Below are 26,376 nucleotides of genomic sequence, written 5' to 3'. Positions count from 1 at the left end.
CTATTTTGCATCAGCTTTGGGATGTGATTTATTTTTAAAATTTTCGAGTGATGGTTCGTCTTTAAAATCTCTTATAGATGGTTCCGAGGTTATTTTCTTTGGTTGCCATCCTCTCTCATCCAGAATCGCTTTAATGTCCTTTTTATAGGTTATGGGTATGTCTTTTTCTACCCGGATAAATTTATATACGTCTTCAGGAATTGTTCCAAAGTATTTGCGATGAAGGTCAATGTAGTGGTTTAATTTGAGCTGTCTACCTTTAGAAGTATCATTGGGCCTTAAGCATAGTTTAGCTATGGCAACTGTTGCTTCTTCTCTATTTTCAGCAGCATACAAAAGGTGTTCTGGAGCTGGCTCTCCCTGAACCACCATTCCATTTCTCATATCATTGATTTTCCATTTTTCATCCAGGTCAGTTCTACCCAGGAATAGTCTACGGTACTTTGTTCCATGGGGACCTAAAACAACTGGTATTCCCCATCTATTTACTCCGGTGGCGATTGCTGCAGCTTTTTGAGAGTATGCTCCCCAGGCCACCCCGCATGCCCCTACCCGGTTTAAAATGTAATCTGCAATTTCCTCGAAATTCCCTTCCAGTGGTTTTTTAGCAAAGATATTGGCGATTTTTATGCATGCACCAGGTATGTGAGCATTGGATACACAGGATCCTACATTCACCAGACCTTTTGCATCAAAATCTCCACTGTACTTTTCATAAAGTGTCTTACCATCTTCATCCCGGTATTCACCAATAGTCATGGCTCCGCAGCCGCTGGTAACCACTATGTAATTTCTCTCCAGAAACTCCTGGGCCATCATGGCCACGTCACTGGCACCATCAGGATAATTGGTACAACCCACAAATGCGATAACACCTGGTATGTCTCCCAGTACAATAGGAGCCCCCACCTTCCTTATTTCCACATCCTGAATAGGCCCTCTTCCTGCCCGAATATTGAATTTTTGTTCTTTGATCTTGTTTTCTCCAATCCGGGCCATCATGGACATAAGGGGAAGATCCCTTTCACATTCCTGTTCACATCTACCACAACTGTAGCATATATCATTGTCATATAATGTTTCCATCTGGGAAAAATCACCCCTACCTGCTCCCAGTACGGCACTCATCATAGGAAGGCTGTTAGGGCATACCCTGGTACACCATCCACATTCGGTGCACTCGCTGGCCATTTCCTGAATTTCATCCATTTCAGGTAAAAGTTTTAATGCTTTACGATCTTTAGATATTTTCAGGGCCAGTTTAGTGGCCACTTCCCCTACTTTATCTGGATCCAGGATAAGAGCCCCTTCGATTTGATTATTAACCATTTGAGATACTATTTTATCTGGATCTTCATCAGTCATGTCCGGTAATCCCATGCAGCTTTTATCAGTAGTGGCAATTAATTTAGCCTGGTTTTTTTGGGCTTCTTCCAGTACATCCGTACGTATACACTGTTCATCCACCACAATTACATCGGCTACTCCACTCCTGATGAATTTGAGTTGTTTGGATATGGGTCCCACAACCTTGGCATGCTGATTATATCGGGATATGTCAATTGCAGCACAACAAATACCGCACACTTCCATATTATCTTCCAGGGAATTATCTTCTACATAATCAAGTATGCCTGCTCCAGAGGACACATTATGCCCTATGCATAATACCACTGGCTTTTCACGGTCAATGGTCCCTATGCCCAGTTCCACCAGCGGTGCATCTTCATCACCTTTAGGAAGGTTAAGTGCTACAATCTGGGAAATATCCCCTATTTCCTTTCCCAGGTTATCCATTAATCCTGCATGTAATGCTTTGGATTCGAAATCTATATTGCTTCCTTCCTGACCAGTATGGCATGCTGAAAGAAGATGCAGATTTTGTTCCTCCATATAGTCCATGGCTTCCCTCAAGTCACCCAGGGTTTTAGGAATTATACCTACCACCGTTCGAATGATAGGGGCTTCTATCTCAATATTCATTCCCAAATCAATAGGGAAGTCTTTCCCTTTTTTTTCTATTAAATGTTCTAATAAGTGCCGGGCATGAGCAGAATGTGCAGCAGCGCCAATACAGCATGCTAATAGAACAATCCTGGCTTGTTGGGCTTTGATATCTATCCCGCACGCTCCTTTTTTACCATCAGTTAGATCACATTTCCCATAAGTACATAAACAGCACATATCACAGAAAGGAGCATAAAACGGTTCATATCTATCTAACAATTTCATATCCCAAGATCTAAGGTCAGTTACACTAGGCTTGGGAGTAGGTCCCATTTCTAATTCAGATTTTTTTTCTTCTGAATCTTCTCCATCATGAATAATCTCCCCAAAGGAGATTTTGATATCTTTAGATTTCCAAAAATCATTTTTTAACTCTTTAGGTGCCACATGTATCACCAATCTTTTTTACAATATATATAAAAGGTATTAATCTGCCAATTAAATTAATTATTAATGATTTATAATGATGTTTGTCCTATTTGCATCACGGTATATATATTTTTGGTATTAATTTTTAGTAAAACTGCCTGAAATGGTATTAATAAAGTAATAATTTCCAGTGCATATGGTCCAGGAAAGTAATACAATCGTAAAGCTTAATATTATATAATACTTTTAATTATTCAGGGAGGAAATAATGAATCACTGCAGGAGTTAATTAATTTTTATAAATCCTTAAAAAAAGTATAAAATTTTTAAAAACTTCCCCAGCAAGATGAAATCTAATAATACAGATTTAATTGCTGATTCAACCTTCTCCCTATTAAATAAATGGAGGCGCATAATTTGCATATACCTGATGGTTTTATACCCTTATGGCAGGCTGTAATTTATTACATCATAGCCATTATAGTGGGTTTCTATTCTATTAGATGGGCCCGCACCAGTCTTGATGAACGTAAAGTTCCCCTACTTGCTGTATTAGCAGCAGGTATTTTCGCTATTCAGGCCATGAATATACCCATACCCTGGGGTACCAGCGGCCATATGGTGGGAGCCGCCCTGGTGGCAATTGTCATTGGTAGTCCCTTTGCAGGATTTTTAGTTTTAACCACCGTACTTATAATCCAGGCATTATTCTTCGGAGACGGAGGAGTTACCGCCCTGGGAATCAACATATTCAACATGGCCATAATTTCTAGCTGGGTTGGTTTCTATGGATTCAAATGGTTAAAACCAGTAATTAGTGAAGTTCCTGCAGTATTTATAGCTGCCTGGGCATCTATATTTTTAGCCGCTATTGCCTGTGCCATTGAATTATTCCTGGCCGGTACCTTCCCTTTAACTCTTGGTTTGTACTTCATGGGACTCTATCACGCTGTAATCGGTGTGGTTGGTGAAGGATTAATAACTACCATAGCCTACCTGGCTATTAAAGGAGTTAGACCAGATCTTATTTCCGGGGAGGAGGTGGGTTCTCATGGATAAATTTGTATTAGGCGGTTTAGTGGTGGCCATATTAATAGCCATCCTGGCCCCCTACCTGGCTTCCAGTGACCCTGATGGGTTGGAAAGCGCAGCAGAAAAAATAATCAATCCCGAAGTCTCTGATGAAGCCGTTTTAGAGTCACCTATGCCTGATTATGTTATACCCTCTTTAGGGGAAGACCCTGTTTCTGGAGTGGTGGCCATAATAATAGGAGTTTTAGTGGTATTTGGATTGGCCTATGGTCTGGGCTATATCCTGAAAAAGAAAGAAACTTAAATTATTTCTTTCTTATTTTTTTTGGAAAACTATATACCTTGAATAAATCTAATTTTTATAATCCAAATTATTATCGAGGAAAAGAATGCACGTTGGAATTAGCCAGATTGAAAGTGAAAGCAGTAAAAAAAGTATTATCCACAGCCTTGATGGTCGTATTAAGTTAATTATAACCCTATGCATTATTATTTATGCAGTATACACTACCAAAATACCGGTTCTATGGATAATGGAGCTGTATCTTTTAGTACTCATTTTAGTATCAAAAGTTTCATTTTCCTATGCCATTAAAAGGGTGCTTCTGATTTTACCGTTTGGGGGATTCATAGCTCTTTTCCAACCATTTATAGTGCCCGGCGTAGTTATATACACTCTACCCCTGGATATAACTATTACCTATGAAGGGGCCATATTTGGAATCCTTTTACTCTCCCGTTTAATAGTATGTTTAACCGCAGTGGTTTTATTATCTTCAGTAACTCCCATTCAAGAAATAGTTAATTCTGGAAGACGAATGGGCTTTCCTCGAGAGCTGGCCCTTATACTGAGCTTAACCATACGCTATCTTTTCATGTTTTATGATGAATTAGAAAGAATCCGGAATGCTCAAAAAACTAGATGCTTTGATATATGGAATAAAAAAACATCTTATATGTGGAGACTGCGACAAATTGCCTATACCATAGTAATGTTATTTTTAAGATCATATGAACAGGGGGAGAAGGTATACTTCAGTATGTTAAGCAGGGGATATACCGGGGAATCCGATATGTACCGGGAAAAAAAGAAGATGAGTTTTAATGATTACCTCTTCATAGTCTTAACCCTGATTTTAATTCTTGCTATCGAATTAATCCGATACTTTTACTTTATTTAAAAAAATAGTAACCCTAATTTTTTTGAAATAATAATTAGAGTTGTGGTTCCAGTCTTTTTACCATGAAAGCCAGAAATCCAACCACCATAGGGAAGAGGAATAAATACAACACCATTATAGCCATGGGAGGCATTATTTCACCCATAACAGTTGAAGCCGCTAAAAGCATAATCAACAATATAACTGGACCTAAAATGGCAATGAACATATAGATCATGGTAAAGGAGTTTAGCTTCTGGGAATAATCTTTTAATTTCATCCGTAATTCATAAGCAATATCCTCGGCAATTACATTTAAAGTCTTGGCCAAATCCCCTCCACTATTCAGGGTTCTTGTTATCTGATAAACTGCTCTTTTTAAACCATCAGATTGGATACGTTCGCCCATATCTATTAAAGCCGATTCAGTGGTTTCACCATATTTGATTTCCTCCAGTGTTCGGGCAAACTCTTCTGAAAGAGCACCGTACCCGGACATGGCCACAGAGCGCATACTATCATGTAGACCTAATCCTGCTCTGAGTTCTGTAGCCATTTGACGTAGAGCATAGGGTAGCTCCCGTGAAGCCTCAGATGATCTTTTACCTTTTTGCAGATTAGGTAAAAATAAAATTACTACCGACATCAAAACAACCATTAAAAGTAAAGCCAGACCTATTTCTATTCCAAACCCTAATGCTATAATAGCAATAAAAATAATAACACCAGACCCTAATCCCATACCTATAATAAGTTTAGGATCCAGCCCCTCTTTATCCTCTTCTTTTAAGATTTCTTCAAGAGAAGCTTTTTGAAATGCTTCTTTTTTAATTTTTTCATCTTCAGAAGGTTTTTTTAAATCTTTTTCAGATTCAATCAAGCCTTTAAAAACCTCTATTTCTTCCTGACTCATTTTCATTCGTTTGATAATGCGGGAAGAAGTTTCGCGGGGTTTAAACCCACCTTTATTAAAACCTCCTGATTTAAAGCTATTTGTTTTTATTCCTCCCAGTTTATTTACAGGAACTTGAACACCCTCGCCCACTTTTTTACTGGAATCTAGAGTAGCTCCACCAATTTTATCAAAGAGGTTCTTAATACTTTTTAAAACCATTATTAATCTCCATTATCTGAATGAATAATTTAATATTTGAAAATACATCTTAATTGCTCAAATATATATTAACTTAAAGGAATTAGTTAGTATATTTTTAATATATCATCAAAGTACGCGTTCTAATAATTCGTCTGAGTCGCGATAGTATTCATTGATATAGTTTCCAACTTCTTCAATAGCCCGTATTCCTTTATCAGCCATGAATTCCAGTACAAGTCTTCTTTTTTCTATTTCTTCTTCTACTTCCGTCACACTGACTCCTCTTAAATCAGCAATGGCTCGCACGGTCTGACTGGCAATTCCCACATATTCCACCTTGTCAGTAACATTGTTCCATTCAAAAACCCGGTTTAGCTGTACATTTCCTTCTTCCATACCTACTACTTCAGCTACTTCAGTTATACGACGTATGGAACCTCCCTGTGGTCGGTACATCCGGTTTTGCATTATAATGAAATCAAGAGCAGGTATCATAATATTAGGAACATTCATGGGAGGGTTAACCAGCCGGGTGATAGTTTCCCGGGCCGTATTAGAGTGAAGGGTTCCAAAACCAGCGTGCCCTGTATTAAGGGCTGTAAATAAAGTAATAGCCTCAATACCCCTTACTTCTCCTACAATTACCCGGTCGGGACGCTGACGTAAGGAGTTCTTTACCAGAGTATCCATGTCCAGTTCACCCTTACCTTCAATATTAGGTGGTCGGGTCTCCATCCGCAGTACATGTGAATGAGGCAATTGAAGTTCCAGAGTATCTTCAATGGTGATTATTCTCTCTCTAGGTGGAACAAATGCTGCTACTGTATTCAAGGTAGTGGTTTTACCTGACCCGGTACCTCCTGCAATAATCGCATTGCAGGGTTTTACTCCCAGTCCATCAGTACATACCCACATAAATGCCGCCAGATGGGAAGACATGGTTTTAAAATTAATTAAATCAATAACAGTTAAGGGATCTTTTTTAAATTTACGAATAGTAAGAGATGAACCATCTGCAGAAACAGGAGGTATGGTGGCATTTACCCGGGAACCATCAGGTAGCCTTGCATCTAAAATAGGGGTTTGCTGGTCAATTCTTCTATTAACCTGACGAGCAATAACATCAATCAATGCTTTAATATCTGAATCCTGCTCAAAAGCAACATTGGAAATCATCATACCGATTTTTCGGTGATAAACAAAAACAGGCTTATTTATTCCAATAACCATGATTTCTTCCAGATCATCATCTTTAATCATGGGGTCCAGTTCACCATATCCTAACATTTCCTGAGATATCTGTGAAGCCAGTTTATCAATATTACGTACCCCTTTAATCCTTAAGAATTCTTTAACTTCTTTGGTAAAGCTTTCTTCATCAACCCGGAATTCATCACCTTTAGAAACAGCAACTTCCACTAATTTTTCCCGGATTTCATTAAGCAGTGTTCTTTCCCTATCACTAAATTTAGGAACACTCACATTATAGTTAGGTATTAATTCCTCTTCTATAATTTCCGTTTTAATATCAGGAGTCATTCTTTTAATAGTTTTTGGAGAGCTGGATGTTTTTTCCATGATATTATCAATATTAAAAGAATCCTCTTCTTCTTCTTCAAAAATAGGCTCTAATTTTTCAGATTTTTCCTGAGTTTCCACCTCAGAATCAGGTCTATCCATTTCTTCTAAATCTTCATCAGAACCGAATTCCCCTAGAAGTTCCTTTAGTATATCTTTCCGTTTCTGTTTCATAAGCCTCAACTATTTAATATGAAACAACCAATATTTAAGCATATGGAATTGGAATGTAAGTGTGGTGAAGCATGCCTAAAGAACTCAGAAGAAATTTTATTAGAAATAGATGCTGCACATAGCCCCTGCCCTATTTGTTCTACCATTAAATTAAAGAAATTCCGTCCTTTAAAAGATCAACTTAATTTAGATTCAATTAACCTCCAGTGGGGTAGATGTGAGTGTGGTAAACGGCATATGGATTTGGTGATGGCCCATATTCTAAAAATTATGATTAGGGAAGAAATTCAAGATGAAAAAAGTAAACTTAGAAGTTCTGCTGTGCCATTAATAACTCCGGCCTATCCTTTAAAAAATGAGCCTTACCTGGGAGATAATTCTTTAATTGTTTTAGCTTCCAAAATGAATGAGAAATGTGCTGAAATAATTTACAGCGAAGTAAGCGAGGTTAAAGGAGTATTAAAAGGTGAAATAAATAATACTGTTGGTATTAAAGATTTTTCGTCCTCTCCTCATGTTTATGATCTTTTGGCAGGGTGTGATCTCCGCTGTGATATCCTGAGTACTCCCCTTGGCCCTATAGGTATTCACAAAAAGCAAAGCCAGATTCATATTGAAGTTCCCCGCCAGCATTCCCCCAAAATAACCTCTCTTTCTTTATTTCTAAAAAATAATAACCTGAATTCTGATTTTAAAGTTTTGGATGCCACCTGCGGACCAGGGACACTGGGAATATTTTGTCTTAAGGCCGGGGCAGATAAAGTAGTATTCAATGACCTGTGGAAACCTGCCACCACCATGACCACCTTTAATCTGGAATCAAATGGATTTAAAGTTGATTTTTTTGATGAAAAACTGGAAAATTGTAAAGTGAGTTATGGTAAAAATTTTGAGATTTATAATGTAGATATAAGAAAAATAGATTCTTTTGTAGAAGAAAAATTTGATTTGTGTATCATAGACCCCTTCCCGGGGGTCGATTCTAAAGAATTTGTGAATGCCACCCGAAAATTAGCTAAAAAGACATTGATTATCTAATTCCCGGATTTTTTTAATTTTTTTATAATTACTGGAAACTTTGAATGTTTGATTCTCTTAATTTTTCTAATGGAACTTAATATAATAGATAACTATGGCCGGCACAATCAAAACACCCATTAAATGTGATTTACTTACTCCCAGATAATGGGGAAGCAAGCCTAACGCAGTGGAGGTTAGAAGTGCTAAAATGATAAAAAGGATATTAGATTGTTCTAGAATTGAAAAAATCATGAGTATGGTGACCATCAAAGATATGGCCACCAGGGTCAGTTTATTATAGTTTATTCCCTGTAATGAATCACTTAGCCAATCCCCTATTTTTAAACACAAGATAAGTGCCACTGAAACAGAAGTGAGTGATGCAAATATAAAAAATAGTAGATGACTTAAAGTAAAATCCTGAATTATTTGAGATATATAAACAGCGATGCCACTACGCGGATTTCCAATTAAAAAAATAGCTACTAATGAAAATAAAGTATCTGCCGTATTCAAGCCACTGATGGATGTTAAAAATTTCTCCGTGCTATTTTCTGTCCCACCACCACTTAATTCCTGGGCAATTATGGTTCCCTGAGCTGGTCCAAAGCCGGGCAAAAAGCCTAAAATAGTGCCAGATACTCCTCCGGAGATGATGCCCCGGAATAATGATGCATTAAAATTTAATTTTGAAAATTTGTTCTGATGAGGTAAAAAAGAATTCTCATTCAAGCTATAAATTAGAGTACTGACTCCAAAAAATCCGGTGAAAAGACACATTAAAGAAAGATTAGCAGACATAGGGGTTTCCAGCATCACCCAACCCACAATTCCCGAAAAAAGGAACAGAACTAAAGACCAGAAAAAAGTCTTTAGATCTTTACTGAGTCTGATTATCATGTAAAATGATCCAAAAATCAGTAAAATCCAGATATAAGGTTTTATTAGATAGTAAAAAGGAGGTAAGATCATTATAAAAAGAGGCAATAATAAAATGGTTATCAATATGGCCCCAAACCCGCCGAACGCCACCAGGCGAATGGCTTCTCTTGCCCTTCCCTGTAAAACCATCCTATGTCCAGGTAAAACAGATAATGCCGTTGACTCTTCAGGAACACCCAGTAAAATAGACGGGATGAATTCTAAAAGGGCGTGAGATATGGCCATTGAAGCCAGAAATACACCTAAAAACTCAGGAGAAAAATTATTTAAAAGAAAAACAGATGATGCGAAAATAATTGCACCAGCCGTATTAACATGAATACCGGGAATAAGGCCGGTGATCGCACCACAAAAAATTCCGGCAAAACATGCCAGGATGAGATCAAAAATAGGCCTCACCCTTACATGAGTCGTCGAATATCAGTTACTTCTACATTGCCCACATCATTAATTTTTGATAGGTTTTCTTCTACTGCTTCAGTTCCACCTTCAGCATCTCCCACTACAACGATTACATTCAAAGCAACCAGACCAAAAGCAATAGGTTCTTCTTCTATCTTATGTAATTCAGCTTTTTCAGGCATAGAATCTTCAATGTTCTTTTTTATATTTTCGAGATCCACTTCCGGACTCTCGGGCATTAATTTAATGGTAGCAACTACATCTCCCATGATTTAACCTCCAATTAAATTGAATTTTTAATCCTTATTTGCATTCTATAATGCATAAAATTACTCAATTAGTATTAATATATGTCACTTGAGTAATACTTAATGTGTATTTAATACTATATAAATTTATAGTATGAAAATCAGAATGCAAAAAATAGATTTACAGGATTTTAAATCCTTTATTATAAATTCTAAGATTAAGGTCCGGTGAATCCGCATTTACAATGATATATATGGGCAAATGTGCGGCATTTTTCACAGCGATAGATCATTTCTTCACAGGTCGGACATTCAAATTTAACATAAGGTTCTACCAGAGGTATTTCTTGTTTGCATGATGTACACTCTATTTTTTCCATTTAATCACCTCTAACAAGGGTATATTGTATATTTTTTTTGCTAAATCTGCCTTCAATAATAGAGAGAGCCCTTTCAGGGTATTTTCCATTTACCACGTAACAATTAGACCCGAAATTGATTAAAAGCTCACTCAAAGCAGTATCAACTGATGTTTCACCAAAAGATAGTAGTTTTTTAGCACTTATTTCATTAATAAATTCAGCATCTTTGAAAGATGGTTTTCGGGTATATATACCATCTACATCTGTTGCTATTAAAAGTTTTGCTTGTAAAATGTGAGAAATATAAACTGAAATTGAATCAGAGGTAACATTCCAGGAATGTTCCAATGGATCCAAATAATGAATTAGTCTGGAAGGGAGAAATACCGGGATTTTATTATTTTTCAGTATCCTATTAACCTGATTAAGATTATCTGATGATTGGGCGCCAGGTACCTTATCTGCTAAAAGCTTTCCCATGATATCCATGCATAAAATTGCCGCTTCGTGGGAAGCATCATCTGAAAATTTTAATTCCTGGTTATAATCTCTGATCATGTTGGCGAAATTGCCCCCGCCACAAATTATCATTACCTCCTTTCCTTCCAGGGCATGAAGTAGTTTAATTGCATTTTCAGGAAAAAGACTTCCACCGACTTTTACCACCCATTCCATTAAATACCTCCATCAAAAAAATCTTTGCTTAAAATAAAAATAGATATTATAATTAATTGTAGACATGGCCCCACATTGAATTATATTTTATCGTCATTTAAGTAGCTTCAAGTCCCCTGTTATTTTATCTATTTTTTCATCATCATCCGGGCCAATTCCCAAACAGGTAACAGTTGAGCTTGGTATTTCCGTATGCCCTGCATCCTTAACCAAATAAATAGCTGCATCGCTCTTTTTGGCTATTTCATAGATCTCATAAAGGTCTTCTAGACTACCAACTTTGAGTACTACCTTTTTTTCGCCTTCTTTTTCCCATTTTTTTAATTTTGAAGATTCACTTTTTTTAAATGACCCCAATGAGGCATGGCATGCCTGGGCAGCTATTTTACCACGACTCATATTCAGATCGCTTCTCATGATTATGACTTGTTTCATTATTACACCTTTTAAAAAATAGAAATTTTTCTATATCCTTATTTGAAGATTATGGCATATTAATTTTTTATACAGATATCTATCGGGAGTATAAAATGTAGAATATAAATTTAAATTAATTCTAACTAACAACTGGATGTCGCGGGTGACACCCATCAAATACACACATTTCATGGTGTCAGAAACCAGATATAGGTCACGATGATGCCCAAAAAAACGATAAATTTAAATAGTATGGAGTATCAGATTAAATTGAGGTGATATTATGGCTGAATTACCTATAGCACCAGTCGGGAGAATCATAAAAAACGCCGGTGCCATGAGAATAAGTGATGATGCAAGAGAAGCTTTGGCAAAAGCTTTAGAAGAAATGGGCGAAAACTTAGCTTTAGAAGCTGTTAAACTAGCAAAGCACGCTGGTAGAAAGACTGTTAAAGCATCAGATATCGAATTAGCTGTTAAAAAAGTTTAAGCTAATTCTACCCATTTCTTTTTTCTATTTTTAAGTTATTAGTCTTCTAATATTAATTTTGCTTGTTTTAATAGGATTAAAAATTAAGATTTAGTCTGTAAATATTATCACTTTTTTAATTTTGAAATTAACTAACCTAAAGCATACCCTATACACATATTATGATTTAAAGACATAATCATATTAATTAACCTTCTGATTAGATAAACTAATTAGTGATGTAATCTCCTAGTACTAATAAGAATAAAATTATATCTTTAAAATGAATTTAGAAAGATTTTCATTGTAATGGAATTTTAGTAAATTAATTATATATTAAAATAATTAAAGGATTCAAAATATTGTTTTCCTGATTACTTTATTTGATTTTACCGGTGATAAAGTTGAGTAGAATTTCCATATTAGACCATGATAGATGTCAACCCAAAAAATGTAACTATGTATGCATTGAATACTGTCCCGGAGTACGGATGGAAGAGGATACCATTGTAATTGATGAAAAAACAAAAAAGCCAATTATATCTGAAGAACTGTGTTCCGGTTGTGGTATCTGTACTAAAAGATGTCCCTTTAATGCGGTGGATATTATTAATCTTCCAGAAGCTTTAGAAGATCCCATTCATCGCTATGGGCAAAATATGTTTCAATTATTTGGTTTGCCCACTATCAATCCCGGATCAGTGGTGGGTATTTTAGGGCCGAATGGTATTGGAAAATCAACAATTATCCGCATATTATCCGGAGAGATGATACCCAATCTAGGTAATTATGAAGAAGAATCCTCCTGGGAGAATATTATCAATTATTTTAAAGGATCACAACTACAGAACTATTTTAATAAATTATCAAAAGGCCAGATAAAAGTGGTGCATAAACCCCAGATGGTAGACCTGTTACCTCGATATGTTAAAGGTGAGGTAAGAAATTTACTAGAACAGGTAGATGAAAGGGGAGCCCTGGAAAGTGTAGTTAAAACTCTGGATATAAAGCCTATAATGGATCGTGAATTATCCAAGTTAAGTGGTGGAGAACTGCAAAGAATAGCCATAGCCGCCGCTGTTTTAAAAGATGCTGATTTCTATTATTTTGACGAACCAACCTCCTGGCTGGATGTGAGACAGCGCCTGAATGCAGTTAAAGTTATAAGAGAATTGACAAATGAAGGAAAGTCAGTTATGGTCATAGAACACGATTTAGCAGCTCTTGATGCTATTTCAGATTATGTTCATGTTTTATATGGTCAATCAGGAGGATATGGTGTTGTTTCTCACTTGAGAGGAGTCCGGGTGGGAATCAATGCATATATAAACGGATTCCTTAGAGAAGAAAATGTTAGATTTAGAAAGCGGGCCATTGAATTTGAAGTCCGACCCCCTACCCCGGAAGGAGAAGGACAGGTTATAGCAGATTACTCCTCTTTGAAAAAATCATATGATGGATTTAAACTTGATGCCGAAGAAGGTGAAATTTATTATAACGAGATAGTTACTGCATTTGGGCCTAATGGTATTGGGAAAACTACCTTTGCTAAAATGCTGGCAGAAGTGATAAAACCTGATGCTGGAAAGATAAAAAAGAAAGTCACCATATCCTACAAACCACAGTATCTGGATTCAGAATTTGAAGGAAGTGTGGAAGAATTTTTATACACCCATGCCCCCACCTATGGAACCAATATTTTTAAAAGTGAAATAATGCGCCCATTTGCCATTGAAGAAATTTTAGAAAAAAAAGTAAAAGATTTGAGTGGAGGCGAATTACAGCGGCTATCAGTGGCCACTACTCTTTCTAAACCAGCGGAAGTGTATCTTTTTGATGAGCCCACTGCCTTTTTAGATGTTGAGCAACGTCTGGTAACTGCAAGAGCCATCAGAAAGATTATTGAAAACCGACATGCAGCCTCAATTATTGTTGATCACGACATAGTATTTATTGACTATATTTCAGATAGGGCGATGGTATTTTACGGGACTCCCGGCCAGGAGGGACATGCCACTAAACCAACTGAACTTAGATCTTCCATGAATAGTTTCCTTAAAGATGTGGGTATAACCTTCCGTAGAGACAAAGAAACCAGAAGACCACGTGTTAACAAGTTAGATAGTTATCTGGACCGTAATCAAAAAGAAATAGGAGAATATTACTATTTAAAAGATGAATAATCTTTTAATCTGATATCTCTTAAATTCCGTTCTATTTAATTATAAATCTATTAATTTTTTAAAAAAAAGCAGTCTATTAAAAATTTAAAAAAAGTGACTAAAGAAGTTTAAAATAAAAAATTCGGCCCTTTAATAATTAAAGGGGCCTTAATCTGTCACAGGCTTCTATAAACTTTTCAGCAAATATTTTTACCTGGTATTCTGGAACTGAAAAACTTATGCGGATATAGCGGTCCCCAAATAACTTACTGGTGTAGGCACCCTGGCGAATAAAAATTTTTTTATCAATTAAGTAGTCAGCCATTACTTGAGGGTCTATTCCTGTTTCTTTCAAATCTATGGCTATCATATTACCATCAGAAGGATAAACTGGTAAAAATGCGCCTTCAACTTGATCAACAGCTTTTTTTATAATATCCTGGTTTTTTCGAGTCTGATTTTTTATATCATCAATCCATTCCTGCTTGGATTTAAGAGCAGCTATTGCCCCTGCTTGAGAAATTACATTGGTCCCCAGGTCATTTATCAGTATACTCCGTACAGAGTTTAGTACATCGGGAGTGGCAATAATTCCTCCTATTCTAAGGCCGGCCATTCCAAATATTTTTGAAAAGCTATAAATAGTTATAGTGTGTTCTGGAGCGTATTTGGCCACAAGGTGATGTTCCCGGGAAAAGTCCCGATAGGTTATGTCGTGTAAGAGATATATGTCATTTTCCTGTGCTATTTTAGCAAATTCTTTTATCTCATCCTTAGTATAAGAGGACCCTAATGGATTCAAGGGGTCTATAAGAGAAATGAGTTTAGTATTCTCATCCATGTTCTCTTTAACGAGTTGTGGGGTTAATTTATAGTTGCATTCCTTATGGTAAATAGGTACAGATATGACCTGATCTGCAAACCTGCTGGCAAAATTATCAATAATCAGATAACCCGGGTCACAGGTAATCATGTTATTTTCTGGTTCCAGGATGTTATTAATGCACAGATAAAGAGACTCTGTTCCCCCTGCAGTAATCAGGATTTCAAAATCATCTTGCAAACCCAGGTCATTTAATACTAAATCTTTTAGCTCTGGAAACCCTTCAGGTGGAGGGTATTTGCAATATTCACGGCTCTCAACACAATCAATCATAGCATCATTAATTTTATTATCCTGATGGAGATGATTGGTATTTTGACCCATCCATATCATTTCTTTATCTTTGAAAACGTAATTAAAAAAATCATTAGATGTTTTAAATCCTTTAGGCGGTATTTTAGCAGCCTTGGCATATTTTTTAGGTGAAATCATTTTATCACATATTCAGGTTCTAAGTGCAATCAAATTAACATACTCTGATAAATTTTAAAATATAAAGTTTGGCTCAAAACAGTTAAGGGGCTTCAAACTTTAATAATACCGGTAAATTATTCAAATAAGTTATCATTAATATTTTTTTTTACGAGTAAGATTGCCTCATAAAAAATGATTACTGATTTTGAATCTTTATAATTATATTGAATATTTATCCCACCCCTTAATAAAATTTAGGACCCTCATCTGTATCCTGCCCTTATTCTGGTACAAAGAAAAAAATTATTAATTATAGAGACTATGATTACTAAAAAAACTATTTAGTATAATTTAACTACCCAAACCTTTATCCACAATTCTGAATCGAGTTTTTATACCTTCAACCCTGCTTTTATGCCTTTTAAGAGTTGCGCATCTTTCTCCGATAATATCTCCTTTAGTAAGTTCAACAATTATTTTGCTCCAGTACTTCAGAATAGTTCCCCCCACCGGTTCAGGGACTCCGTTACCTTCTCCATCAAAAAGAGAATAAATCTGATTGGTTAAAACAACCGCCAGATCATGTTTTCGGGCAATTCTAGAAAGTGATGCCATTTGCTTGCCCAGATCACGGTTCAGTTTAGAGGATTCTCCATCTTTTAATCTATATAACGCAACAGCTGAATCCAGAATTATTAAATCAAATTCTTCGCCCTGGTTTTCCATTATGGAATCTATTTTTCTAAGAGTTTCATCCTGTTCTGCAAAGGATGTGGGCTCAAAAACCACAATTTTAGGTGCTATATTTTCAAAATCATCTCCCGAAATTTGTTTTATTCTTTCTATGGAAATACCTCCCTCAGTATCCACATAAATCACTTTACCCCCATTTTTAGCACTCTGAACCGCTAATTTAAGAGCTATGTTCGTCTTTCCCGAGCCAGGAGGACCGTAAAATTGAGTTAAATTCCCTTTTTCAACCCCTCCCCCTAATATACTATCAATGGAACATCCGGTCTGAATTTTAGATGATTTTTTGATATTAGATAAAAGTTTCATGATTTCCTCAGAAGATTTATTTTAATTAGGATTTCTTATGATTTTTAATTTTTATAAAGCAAGATATATTGTTAATACTTAGTATTAAAATTATTATTATAGTTTATTATTCCCTAACTGATAGTCATGTCTTTTAAGTTCATTAAATCGGATATTTCCCTGCTCCCTGCCTTAAAATTTGAGGAGGGTTTAAAGTAAAATCGATTACAGTGGAGGGTTGATTATTCTTCAAAGGTCCTGCATTCAATATGAGATCTATTTTATCACCTAATTGATATCTTATTCCCTCAATAGATTTTTCTGGATTTAAGCCGGAAATATTTGCACTGGTAGATGTTATGGGAAATTCCAGACATAAATCATGACATAAATTAATATCTGGAATTCTTATTCCAATTTTTTCACTTCCTGCTGTAAGTAGTGAAGAAATTGATGATTTTTTTTTCAAAATTATGGTAAAAGGGCCAGGTAAAAGTTTAGATACAGTTTTTTGAATGCCGGGATTGATATGTGCAAATTTAGACATTTCAGCTACATCAGAAATACATATCGAAACCGGCTTATTAAATGGCCGTTTTTTTAGTGAATACAATTTTTTTATGGCATTTTCATTGTTTATATCAACGCCAAGGCCATAAATAGTATCAGTAGGATACAAAACAATTCCACCCTGCTTTAAAACTTCAATGGCCCGTGCTGTTTTTTCTTTATCTGGATTTTGAGCTTGAATATTAATAATTTCCATAAAAATTCCCTATACAAATATATATTAATTAGATTTATAAATTAGCAGTATGCTTAACCGATTTAGACCAACTATTAAAGGGTTTCTAGACCCTTTGGCCAGGAAAATCAAGATAAACCCCAACCTAATAACCATTTTTGGGCTTATAGTGGCTTTTTTATCAGCTTATAGTTTTGCAATAGGTAATTTATTATTAGGGGGAATTTTAATTGCCCTTAGTGGATTTTTAGATATTGTGGATGGAGCAGTAGCACGTAATAATTCTTCAATCACCCCCTTTGGAGGTTTCCTTGATTCAACAGTCGATCGGTTATCAGATGCTTTGATAATAATTGGAATAGTTTATGGAGGATTTGTAAACTGGATTTTTGGAATTTTAGCCCTGCATGCCTCTTTAACTGTCAGTTATGTTAGAGCACGGGCAGAAGTTGAAGGAATTCCATGTGGAGTTGGAATTGCTGAGAGAGCTGAAAGATTAGTTATTATAATGTCTGGAGCTTTTTTAGGAGTTTTATTTGGGCCGGAAGTTATGTTAATTGCTATGCTACTGGTAATAGTACTGGGATATATGACTGTAGGGCAGCGAATATATCACACCTGGAAACAAATGAATAAAGACTTAAAATAGCTTATCATTCCTAGAGGAATTTAGATGGAATATGAAGAAAGGATAAAAAAAGATGTGGATCTTCTTAAAAAAAATTTAAAAGAGATTCAATCCCTGGATTTTACTGCAAAAGAAAAAGAAATTATAGAAAGGGCAGAAAATTATCAGGAGGATACCCTATATTATCTGGAAAAAAAAGATTTTATAACTTCTTTTGGATGCATTACATATGCTCACGGACTTATAGATTCATTAAGAATTATTTATGATTTAATTTAAAAAAATATAATACATGAAGAAAAAAATGAAGCATATAAATACTCCTCATAATTATTAGAAACATATAATTTTTTAAACTCTACCAATCATTGATAACCCATGTAAGTTTTACCATGAATAAAATGAATGCCGCCCGAACGGATTTAAGATTTTTACTTAATAGGGGATATAGAAAAAAAATTGCCCTGAATTTTGTAGGTAATCATTATCTTTTAAATAAAGATGAGAGAAATTATTTATCTCGTCAGATCTTTTCCCAGGTTAAGTCAAAGGAAAGAAAAGGAAAAAAAATCAAAGAATATGATTTAAAAGGGAAATACGTGGTTATTGATGGTTATAATGTACTTATAACTGTTGAGAGTATTGTAAAGTATTTTAATAAATCTAAGAATTCAAAAAATAGGCTTATTTTAAGTGATGATGGATTTTTAAGAGACAATGCTTCTGTATTTGGAAAATATAAATTAAGTTTAGTAACTGATTATTCGCTGGATTTAATTCTTTATAATTTAAAAAGATATAATCCTAAAAAATTGAAGTTTATTTTTGATAAACAGGTTAGTTTTAGTGGTGAATTGGCTAATAAAATCAACCAATCTCTTTTAAAAGAAAATATTAATGGTGTGGCAATTCTCTCCAAAAAAGTGGATTATGATTTAAAAAGAGAGTGGAAAAAATATCAGGCCATAATAGGTACCAGTGATGGAGCCATAATTGATCAGGTGGAAAAGGTTATTGATATTCCTGAACTGGTTTGTAAAAACTGGAATAAAAGTAATTTTAGAAAATAAAATAATTAAATCTCTAAAAAAAACTCAAATTTAAAATATAAAGATAATTGATTAAATTAATCAATATCTTCAAATCTACCTTCTAATTTTTCCATTACACCAGGTAAAGAAGTGTATTCCATTTCATCACTGGGTAAGCGATGTGGTTCAAAGGGACCGTGTCTTCTCATATATTCTGCAATTTCAGATGCAAGGTTTCTGGATCTATCATAAGCCGGGTCATCAAACATGTCGGCAGGTCCCACCAGTTTACCTTCAGCAATCTGGAATCCCAGGGCCATTACCCTTGGAGGTCCGTCAAATCTAACTGGATAAGCATTTTTTTGTCCAACAGGCATTAGTGGACCATTGTGAGAACCTCTCATCCATCCACCCACCAGGTGAGGGAATGAAAATGGTTCAACAACTTCTCCTGCTGCTGGGAAACCGGACTGTGATCTTACAATCGCTACAGGGTCGTCTTTACCAATATATTGCCCTGCCATAAGATTTAATCTTTCGGTGCTGACTGCGGCAGCAATTTCATTATCGTCTCTTCTGCGTATACGTTTAATCACATAGCGGTTGGTGGTACCTAAAAGTGCCAGCAAATCATACATTTCATCAGGACAGCTCATGGTCACTTTTTTATGTTCCATTACATCGAATATTTCAAATTCAAACCCATTATGTAGAGAAGGATCAATAACTAGCCCTGCAGTATTAAATGGATCTGCAAACATTCTAAATAAAGGTAAATTAAATGCTCCTGGTTCTGTTTTATCCATACAGAATATAACTACCGGGTCACTGGGCCTTTCTTTAAATTCCATTTCTGCCACACCAGGACCCATTCCTTTTATGTTTCCAGAAAATGTATCAGAAAGTAAGTCCTGACCTGCTCCATAAAGTTTAAGTTCCTTGGCAACTTCAGTTGCTGCAGAGAATGCATCCCATGCTAATTTGTGAATTTCCTCACTTTCTTCACCATTTTTGTGGGTCATTATTAATTCAGTGTCATCTCCACAGTTGGTTACATAATAATCTGTAAGAAGTTCTTCTTCTTTTGCTTTTGCAAGAAATTCCTCACATTTTGCAAGTAATGCTGGATGGGCCAGTCCATGTCCGGCTACACTTCCTACGTCTGCTTTTATTACACTAATAGTTGTTTTCATGTAAAAACACCTCCATAAGTATCAGGTTTTTCCAAAAAATCTTTTTTTATATATTTTTATAAAATTCAAACCATATGGTTAAAGAATGGAAATCAAAGTTCAAAACATATCTACCTGAAAATAGTTTAATTTGAGTTATATACTTAGTATTTATTTTATTATGATTTAAAAACTTATCCCTCTATAAAAATCATAATAACTAAAAAAAATGAGAGGGTTAGTCCCTTTAATAATATCCGGCTTGTGGAAAAATTTATAATTTTTTTTTCAGAGATTTTAATGCATTTTTTAATTCTCCATCCATGTCCATGGATTCCTGGGCATCCAGAACCCTTTCTAGATCCGCGTTGGTCTCTGGATATCGTGGAACTGCAGTGCACCCCCCATCAGGTATAATAGAAATATCATAGGTACCTATTTCCTTGGCCATATTTTCAATTTCGACCTTGTCCATACCAATCAAGGGACTTAAAATTGGTATTTTAACTGCATGTCGGGTAACCATCAAATTAGGAAGTGTTTGAGATGCCACCTGGCCCATACTACTTCCATCCACAATACCCATGGCCCCTTCTCTACTGGCCACCATCTCGGCAATACGATACATTCCAGTTTTACAAAGAACACAGGTCATTCTTTCTGGTGCCTTAGCTTTACAGTTTTGTAAATATTCCCCATATTCTACAACCTTTAAATCAAGCTTTACTCCTGGAGAATATTCTCTTAATTTTTCTACTATTTTTTGAACTTTTTCCAGGGACACCTGGCTGGTGAAGGGATCATTATTAAAATTAAGTGCAATTATCTGGCAACCTCTTTTCATCATTAGATAAGTAGCTACAGGAGAATCAATTCCTCCTGAGAGTAAAGCCACTAATTTCCCCTGAGTTCCAACCGGCAATCCTCCCGGTCCGGATATTTTTTGGTGATAGATGAAAGTTTCATTATCCCTTACTTCCAGGAAAATCTCCAGCTCAGGATTGGTTAAATCCACCGGAGAATTTGTTTTTTTAATAACCAGTGAACCAGCATATCCTGCTAATTCCTGGCTGGTAAATTCATGTTCACCCACCCTGCGACAGCGAATGGCAAAACTGGTTTTAGAAGATATGGCTCCTTCCGCTTCCAGTTCATCCACATAACCCTCCAGTTTAGAGGTAATCTCATCCCGGTCTGTTTTAAGGCCAATGGCCGGAGAAAAAGATACTATCCCAAAAATCTTCCCCAGACCCTGCAAGGCCTCTTTAAAGTTAGAAGGATTAATAAAAATTCTACCCTGGCTAACCTTAACTTCACAATCAAAAGCACTCCGAATATTAGATAATAGTTTCTTTTCAAATCTACTGCGAACTTTGGGGCTTTTTAATCCCACTTCACCATATCTGGCAATTATTAAGTCGTATTTTACCATCATATCCCCTTTATTAAATTAACATTTGTAAATAGAAAAAAGTCCTTTTTCTATTCTCCGGGTAAGATCCCGGGTTATTTCCCTGGCTCTTTTTAAATCAGACTGTCGGCAGGCAATAGGAACATCAAAGATCTGTTTTTCTATTTCAAGTTCCACACTGCCAGTTTTCATTTCAAAAGTCCCCTGATCACAGGAATAGGCACACATACCGCAGCCAAAACATTTTTTTCTATTAAGGCCCTGGTTAAAGGCCAGGGTGGGACACCTTTCTTTTACCAGGCAGGTGGCGCAATTAATACATTTTTCAGGGTAATATGTTGGCCTTGATTCAGTTCCATTCCATAATTTTCCATAGTCAGTTTCGGTCAGAGGTAGGTGTCTTCCTTTTATATCTGCAACCGGTAACTTAATGTCTGAATTTTTAATGAATGTCTGCTCCAGAACTTCCTGGCTGGTTATGGGAATGGCTATAGCAACTGAATCAAATACTTCTGGACCTGCAGCAGTTTTAAAACCTCCCAGATAGTGAGAATTCATATCATGCATATCTGCAGTTAGCATCAAATTAGGTTTTTTTGAAGTACTTCTGGTTCCATGATCCATTATAAAACCTTCAGAACCATTTAAAAGTATTCGAGATCCCATGCAGATGGTTTTCATCACCGGATCATTTTGTAAAGGATTTAGTTCTCCACAACCAGAAAAGGATAGTCCCTGGAAAGGACCTTCCATATCTATGGCGTTAAATATGGAAGACACTGGTTTAGAATCAGGGTTTACAAATGCAGTGTAGTTTTTAAATGCCATACGCGTTCCAATCATCCGGGCGGTTCCCATCTCTTCTAAGGTGGTGGATGATTCAATTATCTCACCATGAGTTGATTCCACTTTTATTTCAATTTCCTTACCGGCCACCATATCCTTGAATAAAAAACCACCACCATAATCAGAATCATGGATGCTGTGGGCAGTTCCATAAATAATTAAGTCAACAGAGCCCAGCCATTCATTGGGACATGGACCTGGAAATCCAGGAACACCATTTAAATAGATTTTTTTTGCTTTTTTAAATGATCCTGGTTCATCGACCTTTAAATGAAGTAGAGCAGCAGTACCAGACATTATACCACATGTACCGGTGGTAACTACATCAATTTCACTGGCAGATGGTTTTTCGCCATCAACAACCATTCTGGTAACTTCTTCTGCTGTGAAAACACGGGCTTCACCTTGGGAAATTTTCTGATTTATTTCTTCTATACTGCGATTCAATATATCCCTCTTGGAAAAGTTTCATGGTTAAATATTCATATGGCTGCTATTTTTAATAAAGTTTTACCGGGATTTGTAGATTAAATTATTTGATTTAGTAATTAGAACCTTCCATATTCAAAGAAAATTTGAAACCATCCTGCTAGTAATTATCTCACTTTAGTTAAATTTATTAATAGAGAAAGTAACAGGTTCATTTGATAAAAAAATAATGTTAAGAGAGTGATAAAATGAAAGAAAGTAAAAAAATACTCCCCTTTTCGGAAGTTACTCGTTTCCATGGTCATGTATGTCCCGGAACTGCCATAGGATATCGTGCTGGTGAAATAGCTATAAATGAACTCAGTTCTTCCCGGGCAGTTGATGAGGAATTTCTGGCCATAGTAGAAAATGATAGCTGCAGTGTGGATGCTATTCAGGTGTTAACCGGGTGTACTTTTGGTAAAGGCAATTTAATTTTCAAAGATTATGGAAAAAATGTTTATACCTTTATAAACCGAACCAGTGGCGATGTTTTGCGTTTATCCTTAAGTAAGAGTGTTGACGAGATTGACCCTGAATTTTCAAATCTGCGAAAAAAAGCTTTTTCACAAAAATCAAGTGCACAGGATAAGGTTAATTTTGAAAAACGAAAGGATGAATTATCTCAAAAAATTCTGGATATGGATGCTGCTGAACTCTTTAAAATAGAAAATATTGATCTGGAAATTCCTGAAGCGGCCCGGATATTCGCTTCAGTAAAGTGTTCTAAATGTGGAGAATTTGTTGCCGAGCACCGGGCCAGAGTTGAAAATGGACAGTTTAGTTGTATTCCCTGTTTTAGTGAATATTCTCGAAATTAGAAAAAATTTTTAATTTAAAGATTAAATTTTGTTTTCCAGACTCTCAAAGGCACTATCCAGAGCTTCATTCATTTTATCCGTTTTAGGTCCTGCACCCTGGGCCAGGTTTGGTCTTCCTCCACCTCCCCCACCCAAAAGGGTTGCAGCTTCTTTTATAATCTCATTTATTTTCACACCAGATTCCTGGGCTTTTTTAGAGGCAGATCCTACTATTTTACCATCCATATTGCCCAAAAAAACCACATCAAAATTCCCTTCTTCCCGGGTTAAATCCAGAGCCATTTTCTGCATCTCGGGAAGGTCTGCTTCTAGCTGGTATTTTAATACCTGGAACATTCCCAGTTTTTCAGCTTTTCCCAGTATGTTTTCCATTTTTAAAGCAGCCATTTCCTGTTTCAGGCGGTTTATTTCATTTTTAAATGCTTTCCATTCTGTGAAGAATCTATCACATGTTTTGGGAAGTTGATCCAGATTTACCTTGAATACTTCTGCACTGGAGCGCAGGTAATAATCATTCTGCTGCATGGATTCCACGGCAGCTTCACCGGCAGAAAAATCCACCCTTTCCACTCCATCCTGAACTCTTTCGGTTTTATTAATTTTTATAATTCCAATATCCCCAGTTTGATTCATATGGGTTCCTGCACAGGCCTGCACATCCACTCCAGGAATATCGATAACCCGAATAGAAGAACCAGGCACCACTCCTCCCTGATACAGTATGAAACCATACTTTTTCTCAGCAGCAGTACGATTCATCCAGCTTATATTTACCTGAGAGTTCAACATCACATATTGGTTAGCCAGTTTTTCAATTTGATTTACCTCATCAGTAGTGATTCTCTTGTAATGGGACAGGTCTATTCTGGATCTTTTTACTCCTTTTTGTGCTCCTGCCTGCCATATGTGATCTCCTAATACCTTTCGAGCAGCAGCCACTATAAGGTGGGTGGCAGTATGATTTCGAGCCAGTGCCATACGCCGTTCCCAGTTTATACCTCCTTTAATTTCTTTACCTGTCAGTTTATCCAGGGAGGGAATATCTTCTGGACTTATCTGGTGTAATACCACTTCATCCAACTTTTGAGCGTGTTTAACCCTGATTTTTTCCCCTTCTATTTCTATAAATCCTGTATCTGAAGGTTGTCCTCCACCTTCTGGATAAAAGATGGTTTGATCCAGGATAATGTTGTTTTCATAGAGGCCCAAAAATTTAGCCTGGAAACTGGTTTTATCAAACTCGTCATAGAATAAGAGCCGGGTGGGAGGATAATTCAGTTCCACCCGAACAGTTTCTTCTGGAACTTCTTCTTCATGTTCATTGGCCACCAGAGTATAGAAATTATCTGGAACTGATACTGAAAAGTCCATAGATTCTGCAATTTCTTTTATAGTTTCCGGAGGTATTCCCTGGGAATCATAAAGTTTTATAAGCATTTCTAGAGGTATTTCATCTTTATTTTCTTTTTTAAGATGTTTTATGCTCTTTTTTACCAGATTTTTTCCTTTAGAAGCCGTTTTAGTATATCTTTTTTCTTCCAGGCTAATTATATTATGAATATGATCCTGATGTTTCCTTATTTCAGGGTAGTGTGAAGATAAAAAGTCAGCCTGAATATTCATAATATCAGAAAGAGATTCTCGCATATTTAATTCCTGCATAAAACGTATGGTTCTACGCAATACCAGTCGGGCCAGATATCCCTCTTTAACATTGGAAGGAATCACTCCATCAGCCAGCATGAAAGCCAGACACCGGGTATGGTCTGCCACCACATATACTGCCTCCATGGGTTCAGCAGATTTTTCCAGTTCTTCAACTGATAATCCCAGCCGATTTGCCACCTGCTTTCTCAAACTTCTAAGATCAGCAAAAGTTTCAATATCCATCATGCCCGCTACCTGTGCATTTTCAGCCAGTATCTGCTTATCTACATCCACACTGGCCAGATCCTTTAGCTGATCAATAATAGGGCCAAAAGAAGCATCATATGCAGTAGGGGTTCCCTGTGAAATCCAGGCAAATCTCTCCAATCCGTAGCCAGTATCAACAATTTTTAAAGGTATTTCTTCCTTTTTTCCACCAGGTAAGGTTCGGTACTGGATAAAAACCAGGGTGGCCAGTTCCACCCCCCTTACACAGATCTCATAACAGGGTCCTGCATTTCCTCCTCCTTCCCACCAGGATTCTATGAAAGTTATCTCATCCGGATTGATGCCCACATGTTTTATGAAATCATGACAGTATTTAACTGTCTCGTCTTCCCAGTAAACCTGATTATCGGGGGTATTAAATGCATGGTGACCTCCCATGGTAAAACAGGTCATGTGACGGCCAGTTCTTCCCACATTATCCACGTCGTTCAACCGAATAGATGGCTGGGCAACTACCAATGGATTGGCCGGTGGTTCTACCATCCCGGAAGATACCCAGGGCTGGAAATTATAAATAGATGCCCCTACCAGGAAAACATCATCCCTCCACCTTTTAGCCAGAACCGGATATCGTTTTATAGGAGTATGTTCGTTTTTCTGGAAAAATTCCTGGAAAGTTTTCTGAATTTGATAGAGGTCATATTTCTTTTTAGTGGCAGGATTTCCTATAAATTCATACTTATCGCAGGGGGCGTCCCCACAAGTATGGCGATCATTTATAGACCAGAAATCATTACCACAGGTTACACACTTTTTCTTTTTATATCCAAGTTCTTCAAGCTGGTGAGACATAGTAATCAGTTAAAAGGTTATTAATTTTTAAAATGTAGAATTATAAAATATGATTATAGGTTTATGTTATGATTTAAAA

The 26,376-nt window shown here is 36.3% G+C and carries 25 protein-coding genes; 10 read left to right on the top strand and 15 right to left on the bottom strand.

Annotated elements, in window-relative coordinates; all coding sequences use genetic code 11:
* Entirely contained in the window at positions 1 to 2,403 is a 2,403-nt protein-coding gene (gene cdhA / locus HYG87_RS07910) for a CO dehydrogenase/acetyl-CoA synthase complex subunit alpha (RefSeq protein WP_394357443.1), read from the bottom strand.
* Positions 2,404 to 2,793: 390 nt separating this feature from the next.
* Here cdhA and cbiM point away from each other — a divergent pair, with 390 nt between their 5' ends.
* The 3 genes from cbiM to cbiQ all read left to right on the top strand — a co-directional run bounded on the left by cbiM (position 2,794) and on the right by cbiQ (position 4,589).
* A complete protein-coding gene (gene cbiM, locus HYG87_RS07905; protein WP_211532644.1) occupies positions 2,794 to 3,435 on the top strand; it encodes a cobalt transporter CbiM in 642 nt (213 codons plus the stop codon).
* Positions 3,428 to 3,712 carry a PDGLE domain-containing protein gene (locus HYG87_RS07900; protein WP_211532643.1) on the top strand — a complete coding sequence of 95 codons (285 nt, stop codon included), beginning with the start codon at positions 3,428 to 3,430 and terminating at the stop codon, positions 3,710 to 3,712. Before cbiM ends, HYG87_RS07900 begins: the two co-directional genes overlap by 8 nt.
* Positions 3,713 to 3,797: 85 nt before the next feature.
* Entirely contained in the window at positions 3,798 to 4,589 is a 792-nt protein-coding gene (cbiQ, locus tag HYG87_RS07895) for a cobalt ECF transporter T component CbiQ (RefSeq protein ID WP_211532642.1), read from the top strand.
* A 34-nt stretch (positions 4,590 to 4,623) separates the two neighbouring features.
* Here the strand turns inward: cbiQ and HYG87_RS07890 are convergent, their stop codons facing one another.
* Together HYG87_RS07890 and HYG87_RS07885 are read right to left on the bottom strand one after the other, a co-directional pair.
* The gene (locus HYG87_RS07890; RefSeq protein WP_211532641.1) at positions 4,624 to 5,682 is read right to left on the bottom strand and encodes a type II secretion system F family protein; all 1,059 of its coding nucleotides are present in this window, start codon (positions 5,680 to 5,682) and stop codon (positions 4,624 to 4,626) included.
* Positions 5,683 to 5,790: 108 nt separating this feature from the next.
* The gene (locus HYG87_RS07885; protein ID WP_394357452.1) at positions 5,791 to 7,203 is read right to left on the bottom strand and encodes a CpaF family protein; all 1,413 of its coding nucleotides are present in this window, start codon (positions 7,201 to 7,203) and stop codon (positions 5,791 to 5,793) included.
* A gap of 231 nt (positions 7,204 to 7,434) precedes the next feature.
* Between HYG87_RS07885 and HYG87_RS07880 the strand changes: the two genes are divergently transcribed.
* Positions 7,435 to 8,454 carry a 50S ribosomal protein L11 methyltransferase gene (locus HYG87_RS07880; protein ID WP_249164832.1) on the top strand — a complete coding sequence of 340 codons (1,020 nt, stop codon included), beginning with the start codon at positions 7,435 to 7,437 and terminating at the stop codon, positions 8,452 to 8,454.
* A 66-nt stretch (positions 8,455 to 8,520) separates the two neighbouring features.
* Here HYG87_RS07880 and HYG87_RS07875 read toward each other — a convergent pair whose 3' ends face one another.
* From HYG87_RS07875 to pth2, 5 genes are all read right to left on the bottom strand, one after another.
* A complete protein-coding gene (locus tag HYG87_RS07875; RefSeq protein WP_211534264.1) occupies positions 8,521 to 9,768 on the bottom strand; it encodes a tripartite tricarboxylate transporter permease in 1,248 nt (415 codons plus the stop codon).
* An 11-nt stretch (positions 9,769 to 9,779) separates the two neighbouring features.
* Complete coding sequence (locus HYG87_RS07870; protein ID WP_211532639.1) at positions 9,780 to 10,049, bottom strand: elongation factor 1-beta; 270 nt, start codon at positions 10,047 to 10,049, stop codon at positions 9,780 to 9,782.
* Positions 10,050 to 10,246: 197 nt separating this feature from the next.
* Positions 10,247 to 10,408: a zinc finger domain-containing protein gene (locus HYG87_RS07865; RefSeq protein ID WP_211532638.1), complete on the bottom strand. Its 162-nt coding sequence runs from the start codon at positions 10,406 to 10,408 to the stop codon at positions 10,247 to 10,249.
* Positions 10,409 to 11,065, bottom strand: a complete 657-nt coding sequence (locus HYG87_RS07860; protein WP_211532637.1) for an amino acid kinase family protein — start codon at positions 11,063 to 11,065, stop codon at positions 10,409 to 10,411. It lies immediately after the preceding gene.
* 93 nt (positions 11,066 to 11,158) lie between these two features.
* Positions 11,159 to 11,500: an aminoacyl-tRNA hydrolase gene (pth2, locus tag HYG87_RS07855; RefSeq protein WP_211532636.1), complete on the bottom strand. Its 342-nt coding sequence runs from the start codon at positions 11,498 to 11,500 to the stop codon at positions 11,159 to 11,161.
* 265 nt (positions 11,501 to 11,765) lie between these two features.
* On the opposite strand from pth2, the gene HYG87_RS07850 reads away from it, so the two are divergent.
* Positions 11,766 to 11,972, top strand: coding sequence for a histone family protein (locus tag HYG87_RS07850; RefSeq protein WP_211532635.1), 207 nt, complete (start codon positions 11,766 to 11,768; stop codon positions 11,970 to 11,972).
* Between the two features lie 383 nt (positions 11,973 to 12,355).
* Positions 12,356 to 14,134 (top strand): ribosome biogenesis/translation initiation ATPase RLI, encoded by a 1,779-nt coding sequence (locus tag HYG87_RS07845; RefSeq protein ID WP_211532634.1) that lies wholly within the window; start codon positions 12,356 to 12,358, stop codon positions 14,132 to 14,134.
* Positions 14,135 to 14,270: 136 nt separating this feature from the next.
* On the opposite strand, the gene HYG87_RS07840 is transcribed toward HYG87_RS07845, so the two are convergent.
* The 3 genes from HYG87_RS07840 to HYG87_RS07830 form a co-directional block, all read right to left on the bottom strand.
* Positions 14,271 to 15,428, bottom strand: a complete 1,158-nt coding sequence (locus HYG87_RS07840) for a pyridoxal phosphate-dependent aminotransferase (protein ID WP_211532633.1) — start codon at positions 15,426 to 15,428, stop codon at positions 14,271 to 14,273.
* A 333-nt stretch (positions 15,429 to 15,761) separates the two neighbouring features.
* Positions 15,762 to 16,469, bottom strand: a complete 708-nt coding sequence (gene radB / locus HYG87_RS07835) for a DNA repair and recombination protein RadB (RefSeq protein ID WP_211532632.1) — start codon at positions 16,467 to 16,469, stop codon at positions 15,762 to 15,764.
* 142 nt (positions 16,470 to 16,611) lie between these two features.
* Positions 16,612 to 17,214, bottom strand: a complete 603-nt coding sequence (locus HYG87_RS07830) for an L-threonylcarbamoyladenylate synthase (RefSeq protein WP_211532631.1) — start codon at positions 17,212 to 17,214, stop codon at positions 16,612 to 16,614.
* A 49-nt stretch (positions 17,215 to 17,263) separates the two neighbouring features.
* Here HYG87_RS07830 and pgsA point away from each other — a divergent pair, with 49 nt between their 5' ends.
* The 3 genes from pgsA (at position 17,264) to HYG87_RS07815 (ending at position 18,891) form a co-directional block, all read left to right on the top strand.
* A complete protein-coding gene (gene pgsA, locus HYG87_RS07825; protein ID WP_211532630.1) occupies positions 17,264 to 17,842 on the top strand; it encodes an archaetidylinositol phosphate synthase in 579 nt (192 codons plus the stop codon).
* Positions 17,843 to 17,866: 24 nt separating this feature from the next.
* A complete protein-coding gene (locus HYG87_RS07820) occupies positions 17,867 to 18,100 on the top strand; it encodes a DUF357 domain-containing protein (protein ID WP_211532629.1) in 234 nt (77 codons plus the stop codon).
* Between the two features lie 113 nt (positions 18,101 to 18,213).
* The gene (locus tag HYG87_RS07815; RefSeq protein WP_211532628.1) at positions 18,214 to 18,891 is read left to right on the top strand and encodes a DUF434 domain-containing protein; all 678 of its coding nucleotides are present in this window, start codon (positions 18,214 to 18,216) and stop codon (positions 18,889 to 18,891) included.
* 56 nt (positions 18,892 to 18,947) lie between these two features.
* Here HYG87_RS07815 and fbp read toward each other — a convergent pair whose 3' ends face one another.
* The 3 genes from fbp to HYG87_RS07800 form a co-directional block, all read right to left on the bottom strand.
* Positions 18,948 to 20,045, bottom strand: a complete 1,098-nt coding sequence (gene fbp / locus HYG87_RS07810; RefSeq protein WP_211532627.1) for a fructose-1,6-bisphosphate aldolase/phosphatase — start codon at positions 20,043 to 20,045, stop codon at positions 18,948 to 18,950.
* 253 nt (positions 20,046 to 20,298) lie between these two features.
* Positions 20,299 to 21,459: a tRNA uracil 4-sulfurtransferase ThiI gene (gene thiI, locus HYG87_RS07805; protein WP_211532626.1), complete on the bottom strand. Its 1,161-nt coding sequence runs from the start codon at positions 21,457 to 21,459 to the stop codon at positions 20,299 to 20,301.
* 15 nt (positions 21,460 to 21,474) lie between these two features.
* Positions 21,475 to 22,731, bottom strand: coding sequence for a methanogenesis marker 16 metalloprotein (locus HYG87_RS07800; RefSeq protein WP_211534262.1), 1,257 nt, complete (start codon positions 22,729 to 22,731; stop codon positions 21,475 to 21,477).
* A gap of 227 nt (positions 22,732 to 22,958) precedes the next feature.
* On the opposite strand from HYG87_RS07800, the gene HYG87_RS07795 reads away from it, so the two are divergent.
* On the top strand, positions 22,959 to 23,570 hold the full coding sequence (locus HYG87_RS07795; protein WP_211532625.1) for an FmdE family protein: 612 nt from the start codon (positions 22,959 to 22,961) through the stop codon (positions 23,568 to 23,570).
* A gap of 21 nt (positions 23,571 to 23,591) precedes the next feature.
* Here the strand turns inward: HYG87_RS07795 and alaS are convergent, their stop codons facing one another.
* On the bottom strand, positions 23,592 to 26,297 hold the full coding sequence (gene alaS, locus HYG87_RS07790) for an alanine--tRNA ligase (protein ID WP_211532624.1): 2,706 nt from the start codon (positions 26,295 to 26,297) through the stop codon (positions 23,592 to 23,594).
* Positions 26,298 to 26,376 lie beyond the last annotated feature (79 nt).

The sequence above is a fragment of the Methanobacterium alkalithermotolerans genome (assembly GCF_018141185.1).
GTDB lineage: Archaea > Methanobacteriota > Methanobacteria > Methanobacteriales > Methanobacteriaceae > Methanobacterium_F > Methanobacterium_F alkalithermotolerans.
Note: the sequence above shows the minus strand (reverse complement) of the source record. Positions and strands in the feature narration are given on the sequence as shown.